The sequence below is a fragment of the Myxococcota bacterium genome (assembly GCA_039030075.1).
In the GTDB taxonomy this organism is placed as follows: domain Bacteria; phylum Myxococcota_A; class UBA9160; order UBA9160; family SMWR01; genus JAHEJV01.
The window spans coordinates 147,207-160,766 of the sequence record JBCCEW010000005.1; the positions used below are offsets into that span (position 1 = coordinate 147,207).

Sequence of the window (13,560 nt, forward strand, 5' to 3'; positions counted from 1 at the left end):
GAAGTGCCGCTGCCGGTGCGCTGAGTGACGCGCCCGGCTTCGCCCCCGCGCCTACCTAGTCTTCGGAGTCCTCGGAGCTGGAATCTGCCGCTCCGTTGCCGCCTTCCGAGGCGGCAGCCGTCAGGCCCGAGAGGCTCGAGCCGTCCAGGCCGATCTCCTGCATCAGCGAATCGAGGAGCGGCGCCTGTCCGCGGTAGCGCAGAGCCGCGGCGACGGCCTGGTCGGCGAGGTTGCCGTTCGCGGCATTGCCCGAACCCGAGCCCGAAGGCGCGTGCCCGTTCAGCCCGTTGAGCCCGTCGACCTGGACGATCTTGATGCCGTCGATCGACTCCATCGGCTTCACGCTCTCGGCGACGATGCGATCCAGGTTCTCGATGAGGGCGAGCTTCACCCGCATCGTGATCACTTCCTGGCTCAACAGGTTCTCGGCCTCGTGCAGGGCGCGCTTGCCCTCCGCGTCGACCGAGTACCGGATCTGGGCGGCGTCGGCGCGGAGCTTCTCCGCTTCGGATTCACCGCTCGCCTCGATGCGGGATTCGGCGGCCTTCGCCTCGGCGATGGTCTTCACCGCTTCGGCCTGGTCCTCGGCGGCCTGCTTCTCGGCCTCCGCCGCGACCGTGATCCCGATCGCGTTGCGCTCGGCGGCCTTGCGCGCCTCGATCAGCTCGATCTGCTTCAAGCGATCCGCCGTCGCGGTGTCGCGGACGGTGACCACGGCCTCCTCGGCCTCGACCGCGAGGGCGCGGGCCCGATCGGCCTCGGCCCGCGACTCGGATTCTTCCTTCGACTTCAGCGCGACCGCGATCTGCTTCGACTGCTCGGTGATGGAGACGCTCTCCTGGCGCTGAATGTCGGCGGTCTCGATCGCACGGGCGCGCGCGATGTCCGACTCCTTGACCGAGCGCTCCTTCTCGATGCGCTGCTCTTCGATCGCGCGGTCCGCCTTGATGCGGGATTGCTCGACCTCCTGGTGCGCCGCGATGTCGGCTTCTTCCGCGTGGCGCTTCTGGGCGGCTTGCTCCTGGGCGATCTGGGCCGACTGCTGCGCGCGGCGCACCTCCACCTCGCGCTGCTGCTCGAGGACCGCGTACTCCTTGTCGCGCTTGACCTCGAGCTTCTGCCGCTCGGCCTCGAGGTTCTTCTGTTCGACGGCGACCTCGGTGTCCTGCTCGATGTCGTTGCGCTTCTTGCGGCGCGCCTCGATCTCCTCGGTCAGGCGCGTCAGGCCCTCGGCGTCGAATGCGTTGTTCGGGTTGAAGAACTCCCGATCGGTCTGGTCGAGTGAGGTCAGCGAGACACTCTCGAGCTCGAGACCGTTCTTCAGGAGATCCTCGGAGACCGCGGCCTGGACCTTCTGGACGAAGTCGACCCGCTGTTCGTGGAGCTCCTCCATGCGCATCTCGGCCGCCACCGCGCGCAGGGCATCGACGAACTTGCCCTCGACCAGCTCTTTCAGCCGGTCGGTTTCGAGGGTCCGGTGTCCGAGGGTCTGGGCCGAGTCCGCGATCGCCTCTTCCGTCGGCTTCACCCGGACGTAGAACTCGGCCGCCACGTCGACCCGCATCCGGTCCTTGGTGATCAGGGCTCCCTGCGCCGCCCGGCGTACCTCGAGGCGCAGCGTGTTCATGTTGATCGCGATGACTTCGTGGAGCACCGGGAAGACGAGCGAGCCGCCGTCCATGATGACTTTCTGGCCGCCGAAACCGGTGCGCACGTAGGCGATCTCCTTCGTGGAGCGCCGATACAGGCGGGCCAGGATCATCCCGACGGTGAGAATGGCGACGAGGATGACGACGGCGGCGAAGATGGGCAGGCCATTGATCATCGGGGTTCTCCTTTGTTTACGAGTAGGGCGTCGCTCGGCGGTCGGATCACGCGGAAGCGCGCACCGTCACTGCGGACGAGCAACACCTCGTCTCCCTGGCCGAACTCCTCGCCCGGCACGTCGGGTTCGACCATCACGTAGTGCGTGCGTCCGTGTTCGTCGCGGAGCCGGGCCTCCGCAGGGGTCTGCTGCCTGGCGGTGCCGATGACGATCGTCGCGACGCGGCCGACGAAGGTCTCGCGCGACACGGCACTGGTCTCTTCCTTGGGCATGATGCGTGCGACCCAGCCGCCGAAGATCCGGACGCTCGGCAGCGCGACCGCGAGTGCCGGGGCCGACGCCAGCAGCGCGGGCAGCGCGTGCCCGCTGAGCTCCCGCGCGAACGATTGCACGAGCAGGCCCGACAGGCCGAACGCGGTCAGGAAGATCACGAGCAGTACAAGGATGGGAACGCGGCCGATCTGCAGCCAAGCCAGGATCGGCGTGAAGAGCCCGGCCTCGGCCGCAGCGAGGCCACTCGGACCTCCGCTCGGATCGGCATCCAGGTCGACGTCCACATCGAGATCGAGATCGAGATCGACGTCGAGGTCCGCCTCCGGGAGCATCGCGTCGATCACCTGGGATACGCCGCCCCACAGCAGGGTGGCGACCCCCTCGAGCACCGCGATTCCCAGCATCACCAACAACGCGATGTTGAAGACCTGGTTTCCGGGGGCTGAGAGGAAGTCCCACATGGACTAGTCGTTCCCGAGCTGTGCTTTCGCGGCGGCCAGTCGCTCTTTGACACGGTTGGCCCGGGCCAGCTCGTCGAGTTCGGCGAGCTTCTTCTCGGTATCGATCGTCGCCTTCGACCCAGCGACACCCGCGTTGCGTGCGAGGACCCGGTCGAAGGCATCCTTCGCCTGCTCCGCCCGGTTTCCGGGAGTCGCGGGAGCGGTGGTGTCGGGCTGCGTCTTGCGGGACTGGGCAAAGATCTCCAGCTCGCCTTCCATCTCGCGCCGGCGCGCCAGCAGAGCGGCGATGAAGCCCTCGAACTCGGTCTCCTGCTCGGCGCACTCGGCCACGGTCCGCTCGATGACGGGGATCTGGGCCTCGATATCGAGCTGTCGCGCGATGGCGGCCTCGGCCAGATCGTCGCGGCCTTCCGCGATCGCAACCTCGAGCTGACCGGCCAGCTCTTCGTGGCGTCGGTTCTCTTCGAGCAGTCGCGTCGTGGCGAGGTGCTTCTTCGCGAGGAGCTTGCCGAGCTCCGTGCGAACGTCATCGACTGCGAGGTCGACTTCGCGAATCGCCTGCTGCATCAGCATCTCGGGCGCGCTGTCCTCCACGGCGCCCACGAGCGCGTTGAGGCTACCGCTGACGATGCGACCTACACGGGAAGCGAGAGTTTCTGCCATCACGACTCCTCCTTCTTCGGGTTTCGACCTCTTCGAATTAAATCGGCGACCTCGAGGGTCGGCTCGAGCCGATTGGAGACCACGCGCGGATCGTACGCCTGGCACTCGTCGGTCACTCCAAGACGAAGGAACTTCTGCACGAGGCGGAACACGCGGTCGGTGACCCCGCGCTCGAGCGCCTCGATCTGGGCGAGGTCATTGTGCTCTCCGTCGTCGGGAAACGCAGTCAGGAAGAACGCCAGGGTCTCGGGCAGCCAGTCCGCGAGCTGGGCGACGGGCTCCGAGTGGATGGAGCTCCGCTGCTCCAGGTCTCGGAGCAGGTTGAGGGTGGGAGCCACCATCTCGTGGGCCATCCCCAGGCAGCCCGCGTAGTCCTGGAACCCCTGGTGACGCCTACGTGCGTCGGCCAGCAGCGCGCGGACCTTGTCACTGGGGGTGGAAGCCCCCTCCATCTGGAGCTGCGCCAGGAACTCGGCGTCCTCTTGGGGCACCCGAACGCTGATCGGGATGTTCTTCGACATGCGCGAGACACTCCTGCTGATTTCGTATTCGTATGTATACAAATGAAATCATTTCGCGACAAGGGGGTCGCGAACGAAATCGTACGCGGAGCGATCGATTCCGGGCCCGATTCGCGATCGGGTGCGGGGGCGTGGCTGACGCGGTTGCCGGTCGCTGAGGGGAGCGACTTTTTCTAGGCGAGCGCGCCCAGCAGCTTCGACGCCTGCTTCGCGGCGGGTCGCGCCAGCCGCCGCACGTGGCGCGGCGCGTGGTTGAAGTCGTCGAGTCCGCGGGAGAGCTCGGCGCGCGCCTCGCTCTCGCGCCCGGCGTCGATCAGCGCCGTCGACAGGGCGACGGTGTGATCGAGGCGCGGGTTCGCGCGAACCAGTTCCCGCAGCGCCTCGATGCGCTCCTCGGTGCGTTCGAGGACGCCGAGTGCGTCGGCCAGGTCGAGCCAGACGGCGTACTGGGCATAGGCGCGGTCGCGCGCGAGCACCTCGCGAAACGCATCGACGGCTTCGGCGTCCCGTCCCAGACCGCGCCGACACAGGCCGAGCCCGTAGTGCCCGCGCAGGGAGTCGGGGTCGCGGCGTAAGAGTCGTTCATAGAGTTCGCGCGCGCGATCGAACTCGCCCTCGTCGTGGAGTCGCGCGGCGAGATGCCCCTCGTTCGCGACGCACGGGTTCTCGCGGTAGGCGTGTTCGAGGGCGGCGGTGGGTACCGGACGTTGGAACCAGCTCGCCGCTGACCCCCAGCCGAGGTTCGGCGCCTTCTCGGTGACGAAGTAGGCGATCGCGCCACCCGGCACGAAGAAGATCAGCGAGTACCAGATGCAACCGACGCCGCGTTGGATCGCGTCGACGAGCATCCACAGCTTGAAGCCAGCCCAGGCGTAGAGGAGCAGGATCACGGGGGGATCTCCTGTGAACTCCCTCGGTGTATCGGCGGACGCCCGCGCCGGCTGGAGGCGGTGGCAGGCGCAACCCGGGCGGTTCTGCTGCGAGCGTTCCGGGGCCGAAGGGGGAGGCAGCATCCGCGAGCGGGTCTCCGACCACAGTTGCGCGCGCCTTGCCGTCGCAAGCGACGGTCCCCGTCCGCTGTCTCGCGAATGCGACGGCCCTCGCGCGTCGGGAACCCCTCGCGCCCTTCGCGTGTCGAACCGAAGAAACACACGAAGGAGACACCTTGAGCGAAGACGTCGCCTCCCCTCGCTCTCAGCGGACGATCGCCGCCCACCTCCTCTTCGGCGTCCTGTTCCCGCTCTTCGCCCTCGGCTTCGAGGTCTTCACCTATTCGAGCGGGTCGATCTACTTCGATCCCATCCCGTCCTGGTGGCACCTCGCTCTGGTGGGTGCGGTGCCCATCGCCAACGCCTGGCTCCTGCGGGTCTGGCGAGACGGCTCCGAGGAGCACGTCGCCCGGGCGTGCGCTGCCTCGAGTTTCACGCTGGTGGTCGCGTGGTTCTACACGCTCCTCTACCTGCCCATCCTCCCGTTCTCGATCCTCGCGATCTTGTTCCTGGGCATGGGCCTGCTCCCCTACGCGCCGCTCTTCGGGCTGCTCTCCAACTGGCGGCTTCGACGCCGGCTGCGGCGCGAGCGACCGGAACTCGAACCCGCCTTCCGTCGGCGGACCCCGGTGTTTGCCGCGATCGCGCTGATCGCGCTCCTCGAACTCCCGGGCTGGGTGGCCCAAACCGGTTTCGTACTCGCGGAATCCCACGAGCCCACGCGCCAACGCCTCGGCGTTCAGCTCTTGCGCGGGTTGGGTTCGGAGGACGCCCTCCTGCGCGTCCTCCACTTCGGTAGGGGCCAGGCGAATCTCACGGGTCACTGGATCTTCGGGGACAACTGGCTGCGTCACGCCTCGCTGAACCCCCTCGACCGCGACGCGAAGGCCTTCTACCGCGCCAGCGGGATTCCCCCGGAAACTACGGAGCCGCCCGGCCGGCCGTTGGGAACGCGAGAAGACTTCCTGTTCAGCGGCGGGGAACGGTTCGACCGGACGACCACCGTGGTCCTCGAGACGTCGGAGCTGACCGCTCGGGTGATTCCCGAGGCCCAGCTCGTGTACGTCGAATGGACCTGGGTGCTGCGCAACCGCTTCGGCTTCGACGCCGAGGCGCGCACCGTGGTGGAGTTGCCGCCGGGGGCCGCCCTGACCCGCGCGACTCTCTGGGTGCGCGGCGAGCCGCGGGAGGCCGCCTTCGGTTCGACCGAAGGCGTCACCGCGGCCTACGAAGCCGTCACCGCGCGCCGCCTCGACCCCTTGCTCGTCACCGACGCGGGGAAGGACCGCGTTGCGGTGCGCTGCTTCCCGGTCCCGGCGAAAGGCGACATGCGCGTTCGCCTCGGCATGACCGTGCCGCTCGCGCTGGTCGGCTCGTCGGCCGAGTGGCGGTTGCCGACCCTCGTCGAGCCCGACTTCGGCGTGCCCGAGCACCTCGAGAAGGACGTCCTGCTGCGCGCACCGAAGACGCTGGTCGGGGATTTCTCGGGTTGGGAGGACGCTCCAGGCGATCTGGGTTTCGGGAAGCGACGCGGGTTCACCCATGCCACCGAAGCCTGGGTGCGTTGGGAGCGCGACCCCGAACTCGTCTACTGGGGGGCCGACCCGCACGACCCGCGCGGGCTCGCGATCGAACAGCGCTTCGAGCCGTCGCGCTTCGTCGCGGACCGGCTCCTGGTGGTGATCGATGCGTCGAAGCGGCTCGCGCCTCACGCAGACACGATCGCCGACACGCTGGCCACGCTTCCCGAAACGACGGACCTCGGGATCGTGATCGCCAGCGAACCGCCCCTCTGGCTGTTGGAGCCGGGAGGGTCTCGCGAGCTCGCCATCCAGACGCTGCGCCGCTTCCCCTTCGCCGGGGGCCACGACAACGCACCCGCTCTCGCCCTGGCCCTCGAAGCTCTCGAGGGAGCCCGGGCGCCCTCCCTGTTCTGGGTGCACGCACCGGTCTCCACCGAGCTCTCCCTCGCGGTGACGCTGCAGTCTCGTCTCGCCGCGCTGGGCGACCGCCTGCGGATCGGCGTGCTGGCCACCGAGCCCGGCGCAGATGCCCTCGCGAAGCGCTTGCACGCGAGGACGAATCTCGCGATCGCGCCGCGCAGGGGAGCGCTCGGTTCGGATCTGTCGCGGGCCCTGGGTCACATGACAGGAGAGGCTGCGGAGCTTCGTGCGACGCGGACCCGTCTGCGGGCCCCCGCCGAGGTGGCGATCGGTCCCGCCGGTACGGCGGCCAGCGAACACGTGGCGCGCCTCTGGGCGCGCGACACCGCGCTCGCGAGATCGCGCAGCGGAAACACGGCCGACGCGACCGCCCTCGCCGTGCGCGACCGGGTGGTCACGCCCGTCTCGGGGGCCGTGGTCCTGGAGACCGACACCCAGTACGAAGAGAACGACCTCGACGCACCCGCTGAGGGGGCGGATGACGCGCTCGTCGAGGGTGCCGCACCCATGTTCCCCGCCCAGGGAGCGGGGCCGATCGGGTCGATACCCGAGCCCGGCACCGGCAGCCTGACCGCGTTCGGGCTGACCCTGCTCGCGGCCTGGCGCCGTCGGCGGCGGGCGCGCGTGGCACAGCGCGCGGCCTGAGGCGCTCGCGGTATGCTCCTCCTTCGCCGCTGCCGGGGAGACACGGGAAGGACCCCCGCGGCGGCCGAGGAGGAACGATGTACGCCGAGCTGCGCGAGGTCTGGCAGGAACTGACGGGACCAGGAGGTCCGTTCGAGATCGGCCGTGTCGACGTTCGCGGCGACGCGTTGCTCGCCTACGCGAATGCACCCGGCTCCTTGCGCGACCTGTGGCTGGCCGCTGGCGCGCACGGCGACGCCGACTACCTCGTCTACGAAGACGAGCGCTGGACCTACGCAGACGCGCAGCGTGACGTCCGTGCCATCGCCCGGTGGTTGGTCGATGCCGGTGTTCGGCCGGGGGACCGGGTCGCCATCGCCATGCGAAACTACCCCGAGTGGATGCTCGCCTACTGGGCCACGACCGCGGTGGGCGCCGTTTCGGTGGGGATGAACGCCTGGTGGACCGGTCCCGAGATGGTCTTCGGCGTCGAGGACGCCACGCCGAAGGTGCTGATCTGCGACGACGAGCGGCTCGAGCGTTTCCTCCCCGAGCGCGGTGTCGCGCCGCAATGCCAGATCGTCTCGGTGCGTGCGAAACAGGCGCTGCCCGAGGCGGTGATCCCGTGGAGCGACCTGCTCGCGAAACCAGGCGAGCTTCCGTCCGTCGAGATCGATCCGGACTCGGACGCCTGCATCTTCTACACCTCGGGCACCACCGGGCGGCCGAAGGGGGCACAGCTCACCCACCGGGGCTGTGTGAACAACCTGATGAGCCTCGGGTTCTGGAACACGGCGGCCGCGATGGCGAGTCAGCGCGCCGGAAAGAGCGAGCGCGGCGGCGGAGCGCCCACGACGCTCGGTGCGTTGGTCGTGACCCCGCTCTTCCACGTCACCGCGAACAATTGCGTCGCTCACTCGATGACCGCGAGCGGTGGCAAGCTCGTGCTCATGTACAAGTGGGAGGCGGGCCAGGCTCTCGGGATCATCGAGCGCGAGAAGATCACCAATCTGAGCGGCGTCCCGACCATGGCCCGCGAGCTGATCACACACCCCGATTTTGCGACGACGGACACGTCGACCCTCAAGGCCCTGGGCGGCGGCGGCGCCCCCCTGCAGCCCGACCTGGTGGGCAAGATCGAGTCGAAGGTCGAAACCGCACGGCCGAGTACGGGCTACGGCATGACCGAGACCTGCGGGATCATCACCGCGAATTCGGCCGATTTCTTCGTCGACAAGCCGGCGAGTGCGGGACCTGCGATGCCGGTCTTCGAGACGAAATGCATCGACGCGGACGGCAACGACCTGCCGCCCGGCGAAGTAGGCGAGCTCTGCGTGAAGGGCGCCCAGGTGATTCGTGGCTACCTCAACCGGCCAGAAGCCACGGCAGACACGATTCAGGACGGGTGGCTTCGCACCGGAGACATTGCGCGCATCGACGAGGACGGGTTCATCTTCATCGTGGACCGGGCGAAGGACATGGTGTTGCGCGGCGGCGAGAACGTCTATTGCGCCGAGGTGGAGGCGACGATCTTCTCCTACGAAGGGGTTGCCGAGTGCGCGGTCTTCGGAGTCGAGGACGAGCGTCTGGGTGAAGAGGTGGCCGCGGCCGTGATGGTGAAGCCGGGCGCCGAGATCGACGTGCAGGCTCTGCGCGCCCACTGCGCCGAGCGGATCGCGAAGTACAAGGTGCCCCGCTACATCTGGTTGCTGGACGAGGCCCTGCCGCGCAACGCGAGCGGCAAGTTCCTGAAGCGCCAGCTCCGCGACGAGCTGAAGCTCCCCGACGCGGTCTAGCGTCGGGCGCGCGCACAGCGCGCCTTGGGGTCAATGCTCGTGTTCCCAGATCGGCTTCACCGGCGCGGTGCCCGCGAGCTGTTCCGCGCTGTAGCCGCCCCGGTGATGCCGCGGACCTGGATAGCGCGAGACTTTCCAGCCCGCGTAGTCTCGGTTTCCGCCGTACTTCGGATCGGCGAGGAAGCCCAGGATCGTCTGCACGCGGACCGTCTCGAAGAAGACGGCGGGCGGCACCGGGGCCCCACTCGGCCACAGGTCGACCTGGTTGGCCTCGAAGCGGGTCAGGAGCTCGTCCTGCTGGTCGACGTCGAGGGCGTGGAAGGCGGTGCCGTGGCGCTTCTCGGCTTCGCCGTTCAACACCGGCAGGCCGAGTCGATAGAGCGGCACCGCCGCGGCGTCCTCGTGAGCAAGTGCCTTGTCGATGAAGTTCACGCAGTTCGCTTCGCGGGCGCCCGGCTCGTGATCGGTGGGGAGAATCCGCGCCGTCATCGCCTCGACCGTCTTCCACTCGTCGGCGGTGAAGGTCGCGGGCTCGCTCGATTCGGCGGCGGCCGCCTGGGCCGCGGGCTTCGGCAGCTGGGCCGCGATCCAGAGGCCGGCGCCCCACAGCGAACCCGACACGAGGAAGTTTCGACGCGAGACGTCGGTCACAGCGATTGCCTCTTCGCCTCGGCGATGAAGTGGTCGGCCACGCGGTAGGCGTTGGCCAATATCGTGAGCGTCGGGTTGTAGCCGCCGTTGGTGGGCAACACGCTCCCGTCGACGACCCAGAGGTTGGGCACCTCGTGGCTGCGGCACCAGGCATCGACCACCGAGCCCTTGGGGTCGTCTCCCATTCGACAGGTACCGTGGTTGTGGGCGTTGCTCGGCTGGTGGGTGTTCTCGTCGATGTGCACGCCGTGCAGCCGTCCGGAGTGCACTTCGCTCGCCCCGGCGGCTTCGGCGACCTCGACGAGCTTCTTCTCGTACCAGCGGTACATCGCGAGGTCGTTCGGGTGCTGCCGCTTCGTCATGCGCGGCACCGGCAGGCCGAAGCGGTCCTTGACCTCGGGGTCGAGGTCGACGCGGTTGTCGGGCATGGGGAGTTCTTCGCAGATCCCGGCGAGCACGACGGTACGCGGGAAGCCCCGCAGCTTCTGTTTCAGGGCGGCGCCCCAGCGCGGCCCAGGCAGCGCATCGGCCACGAGCGTGCCGTAGGCCAACGGCTGGTGTGTGAAGGTGTTGAGTTCGGCGACGACGCCGCCACGGATGAAGCCGCGCTTCGGGTCGCTCGCGTGGAGGTCGTCGATCGCGGCATGGCTCTCGAAGCCGGTGTAGCCGCGGACGTCCTCGTCGAAGAGCGCGACGCAGGACGGATGGTGGTGGAACGTGAAGTGGCGGCCGACCTGCCCCGAACCGTTCGCGAGGCCGTCGGGAAATCGGCTCGAGGTCGACAGCAACAGGAGATGCGGGCTCCCGATGGAGCCGGCGGCCACCACGACCTGGCGTGCCCGCACCTCGTGGGTGTTGCCGTCGCGGTCGAAGTAGCGCGCTCCCAGGAGGCGCCCGTCCTCGCCGACGGGCAGCTCGAAGACCCGCGCCTCCGCGCGCAGATCCAGCTTCCCGGTGGCTTCGGCCCGGGGAATGGAGACCGAGAAGGGCGTGCCCTTCGCGTGGATCGGACAGCCGTAGGAGCGGCACGCGCCGCCGTACATGCAGGCCGGTCGTCCGCCGTAGGGCTGCGAGTTGATCGCCATCGGCACGGGGAAGGGCGTGTAGCCGAGCTTCTTCGCGCCGCGTGCGAAGAGCTCGGCCGAGCGCCGGGTCGGATGGGGCGGGTTCGGAAACCCGTTCTTGCGCGGGCCCGCGAAGGGGTTGGCGTCGCCGACGCCCGCTACGCCGAAGTCGCGCTCGGCCCGCTCGTAGAATCGCTCGAGGTCGTCGTAGCCGTAGGGCCAGTCGGCCAGGCTCGCGCCCGCCACAGGGCCATCGACCGACAGGACCCGAAACTCGTCGGGCCGAAAGCGCCAGGACCAGGCGGCCCAGTGCGTGATCGAACCTCCGACGCAGTGGGCGATCTGACTGATCCGACCCTGCTGGGCGGGTGCGCCCGGTTCGGTGCGCACGGTTTCGAGCTGATCGCGCGAGAACACCTGGTCGCGGATCACGTTGCGGAGCTCATCGTCGTCGAAGTCGGTGAGCGACAGCCGCGGCCCGCGCTCCAGGGCGACCACGCGCATGCCTGCGGCGGTCAACTGATCGATCATGACGCCGCCGCCCGCGCCGGTTCCGATCACGCAGACGTCGAAGACTTCAGGCTTGGCCACGCGCCCACTCTACCCGAAGCGGCGTTCCGCGAGGCGACAGAAGCGCCTGCGACGCGGGCCATGTGCGCTAGACGAGGTCGCCCGTATCCAGCGGGACGGCGTCGATGCCTTCGGCCGGAACCTCGAACCGGGCGCGCACCGCTTCGAGCGGTCGGTCGAACTCGGAGCGCCAATCCACGAGGGCGAGCGGTGCCACCCGCCGCGCGAGAATCCAACCGCGGGCCACGCCATCGAGGTGTCGGGTGGCGAGATCCATGTCCCAGATCGCGGTCTTCAGGATGCAGCGGGCGACGTAGGCCAGCTGCACCGGCAGGGGGCTCAACTGCCCCGTGTAGAACGAGTGCAGGGCGCATTCCCCCGCCTTGTCCGTCCGCGCTCCCGTCACCACGTGCCAGAGGTCGTGGGTCTCGATGATGTGCGCGGTGAAATAGCGGGCGAAGTCGCTCTCGTTCTCGGGGACCGCCGGCGGCGGCTCGAACTCCTTCAGCGCCATGTGGTCACCGAAGATGCGTCCCAGACTTCCCTCCGGCAGCTCGTGGAGTGACGCGAGGTCGAGATCGCCGAGGCGCGGGCGCTCCTGGCCGCGCGCGGCGAGCGCCTCCTGCGAGAACATCTGCTTCGCGAACTCACCCACCCGCGGCGGGTTGACGAGGGCCTCGCGCAGCGCGGCGCCGGTTTCGAAGCCGGTTCCGCCATAGGGCAGGAGCACGATGCGACCCATGGCTTCGAGGAAGGCCTCGGTGTCGACGTCGTCCATCAACACCGGATCGCCTGCGCGCAGGGCACTGGAGCAGCGGCGGTTCTTGGCGGCGTCGGCCGCCGTGATCCCGAAGTCGGCGCGTACCTCTTCGAGGGGGCGGCGCGTCAAGGCAGGCCAGTCGGCTCCGAGCAGGGAGCGTGCGCGCCGCCCGAGGGTCCAACCCTGGACCAGGGAGCCCATCGCCGCGTCGTGCCGGTCGAAGCGCTCGAGCCCGACCTTCGAGAGATTGCGCGCGAGGAAGGCGAGCACCGGTGCGGTCGGTACCTGCGCCGCCACGAACGCGAGCTGAAGGAGGCGGGTGTCGTCCTCGGGGTCGGTGTCGAGCACCGTGTTCCAGAGAGGGGCCGTCTCGAGCAAGTGACACACGAGGTAGGTGTGCACCGGGCTACCGCCGAAGTCGAAGCAAACGAACGGATCGTCGCCGTGGCGCGCGTGCAGCGCGGCACCGAGACTGCCGACTGGAGAGTCGGCCAGCGCATCGAAGTCGACGCCGACATCCGGGCGCTCGATCAGCAGCCGCACCACCGCAGGATCGTCTTCGAAGCTGCGGACGAGGGCATGGAAGTCGTCGTAGCGATACAGCACGCGTGCGAGATCGATGAGCGTGTCCATATCGTTCCAGGGACGCCGCACCCCCTCGGCGAATGCGTCGAAGGCGGGGTTGGCGATCGGGTCGGTGGAGTCGAGGGGCATGACGTCGCTCCTGGTCGCGGGAGGCGGGGCGGTCCGACCGCCAGTGCCTCCTCGGATGCGGGCCTCGCGGTCCAGGTTACGCCGTAACCCGGCCGCCGGGCTGGAATCCGAACGGCAACACCCCAAGCGCCCCACACCGGAGACGACCATGAACGGCCTGCGACTCGACCCTGCACTCCTCGACCTCGACCCCGACGCCTTCGTGGCACAGGGCGCGACGCTGATCGGCGACGTGAAGGTGGGTGCGGGCAGCAGCATCTGGTTCCAGGCGGTCGTCCGCGGCGACGAGGAGGCGATCCGGATCGGCGCGGGCTCGAATATCCAGGACGGCGCGATCCTCCACGCCGACCCGGGCTTCGCCTGCGAGATCGGGGACGGCGTGACCGTCGGCCACGGTGCCGTGGTGCACGGGGCGCGGGTCGAAGACGGCGCCGTCATCGGGATGAACGCCACCGTGTTGAACGGTGCTGTGATCGGCGCAGGCGCCATCATCGCCGCCGGAGCTGTCGTGCCCGAGAACAGCGTGATCCCGCCGCATACCCTCGCGGCGGGCGTACCGGCGAAGGTGCGCCGGGAGCTGCACGAGCACGAGTCGGCCCCGCTGGGCGCGGTGGCGCGCTACTACGCCGAGAACGGGCGCACCTACCGGGCGGCGGGATACGCGCAGGAAGCGCCCGCGGGTCCCGCGCTCCGAGAAGTCGCCTGA

General features: G+C 69.0%; 11 protein-coding genes. 3 read left to right on the forward strand and 8 right to left on the reverse strand.

Going from position 1 to position 13,560, the window contains the following annotated elements; all coding sequences use genetic code 11:
* Positions 1-55: 55 nt before the first annotated feature.
* From AAF430_07335 to AAF430_07355, 5 genes are all read right to left on the reverse strand, one after another.
* A complete protein-coding gene (locus AAF430_07335; GenBank protein MEM7410027.1) occupies positions 56-1,825 on the reverse strand; it encodes a flotillin family protein in 1,770 nt (589 codons plus the stop codon).
* Positions 1,822-2,559 (reverse strand): YqiJ family protein, encoded by a 738-nt coding sequence (locus AAF430_07340; GenBank protein MEM7410028.1) that lies wholly within the window; start codon positions 2,557-2,559, stop codon positions 1,822-1,824. The genes AAF430_07335 and AAF430_07340 overlap by 4 nt, the downstream gene beginning before the upstream one ends.
* 3 nt (positions 2,560-2,562) lie before the next feature.
* Positions 2,563-3,222, reverse strand: coding sequence for a PspA/IM30 family protein (locus AAF430_07345; GenBank protein MEM7410029.1), 660 nt, complete (start codon positions 3,220-3,222; stop codon positions 2,563-2,565).
* Positions 3,222-3,743 carry a hypothetical protein gene (locus tag AAF430_07350; GenBank protein ID MEM7410030.1) on the reverse strand — a complete coding sequence of 174 codons (522 nt, stop codon included), beginning with the start codon at positions 3,741-3,743 and terminating at the stop codon, positions 3,222-3,224. The genes AAF430_07345 and AAF430_07350 overlap by 1 nt, the downstream gene beginning before the upstream one ends.
* Positions 3,744-3,916: 173 nt before the next feature.
* Entirely contained in the window at positions 3,917-4,633 is a 717-nt protein-coding gene (locus tag AAF430_07355) for a tetratricopeptide repeat protein (protein MEM7410031.1), read from the reverse strand.
* A gap of 275 nt (positions 4,634-4,908) precedes the next feature.
* Here AAF430_07355 and AAF430_07360 point away from each other — a divergent pair, with 275 nt between their 5' ends.
* Together AAF430_07360 and AAF430_07365 are read left to right on the forward strand one after the other, a co-directional pair.
* A complete protein-coding gene (locus AAF430_07360) occupies positions 4,909-7,320 on the forward strand; it encodes a PEP-CTERM sorting domain-containing protein (protein ID MEM7410032.1) in 2,412 nt (803 codons plus the stop codon).
* A gap of 77 nt (positions 7,321-7,397) precedes the next feature.
* Positions 7,398-9,095, forward strand: a complete 1,698-nt coding sequence (locus AAF430_07365; protein MEM7410033.1) for a class I adenylate-forming enzyme family protein — start codon at positions 7,398-7,400, stop codon at positions 9,093-9,095.
* A gap of 30 nt (positions 9,096-9,125) precedes the next feature.
* On the opposite strand, the gene AAF430_07370 is transcribed toward AAF430_07365, so the two are convergent.
* The 3 genes from AAF430_07370 to AAF430_07380 all read right to left on the reverse strand — a co-directional run bounded on the left by AAF430_07370 (position 9,126) and on the right by AAF430_07380 (position 12,854).
* Positions 9,126-9,746 (reverse strand): gluconate 2-dehydrogenase subunit 3 family protein, encoded by a 621-nt coding sequence (locus AAF430_07370; protein ID MEM7410034.1) that lies wholly within the window; start codon positions 9,744-9,746, stop codon positions 9,126-9,128.
* On the reverse strand, positions 9,743-11,401 hold the full coding sequence (locus AAF430_07375; protein ID MEM7410035.1) for a GMC family oxidoreductase: 1,659 nt from the start codon (positions 11,399-11,401) through the stop codon (positions 9,743-9,745). Before AAF430_07375 ends, AAF430_07370 begins: the two co-directional genes overlap by 4 nt.
* A gap of 67 nt (positions 11,402-11,468) precedes the next feature.
* Positions 11,469-12,854, reverse strand: a complete 1,386-nt coding sequence (locus AAF430_07380; GenBank protein MEM7410036.1) for a Coq4 family protein — start codon at positions 12,852-12,854, stop codon at positions 11,469-11,471.
* Positions 12,855-13,002: 148 nt separating this feature from the next.
* Between AAF430_07380 and AAF430_07385 the strand changes: the two genes are divergently transcribed.
* Positions 13,003-13,560, forward strand: a complete 558-nt coding sequence (locus AAF430_07385; GenBank protein ID MEM7410037.1) for a gamma carbonic anhydrase family protein — start codon at positions 13,003-13,005, stop codon at positions 13,558-13,560.

Bases quoted from the DNA above. Each gene is read 5' to 3' on its own strand.
- AAF430_07335 (MEM7410027.1), bottom strand. From the start codon at position 1,825: ATGATCAATGGCCTGCCCATCTTCGCCGCCGTCGTCATCCTCGTCGCC.
- AAF430_07340 (MEM7410028.1), bottom strand. From the start codon at position 2,559: ATGTGGGACTTCCTCTCAGCCCCCGGAAACCAGGTCTTCAACATCGCG.
- AAF430_07345 (MEM7410029.1), bottom strand. From the start codon at position 3,222: ATGGCAGAAACTCTCGCTTCCCGTGTAGGTCGCATCGTCAGCGGTAGC.
- AAF430_07350 (MEM7410030.1), bottom strand. From the start codon at position 3,743: ATGTCGAAGAACATCCCGATCAGCGTTCGGGTGCCCCAAGAGGACGCC.
- AAF430_07365 (MEM7410033.1), top strand. From the start codon at position 7,398: ATGTACGCCGAGCTGCGCGAGGTCTGGCAGGAACTGACGGGACCAGGA.
- AAF430_07380 (MEM7410036.1), bottom strand. From the start codon at position 12,854: ATGCCCCTCGACTCCACCGACCCGATCGCCAACCCCGCCTTCGACGCA.
- AAF430_07385 (MEM7410037.1), top strand. From the start codon at position 13,003: ATGAACGGCCTGCGACTCGACCCTGCACTCCTCGACCTCGACCCCGAC.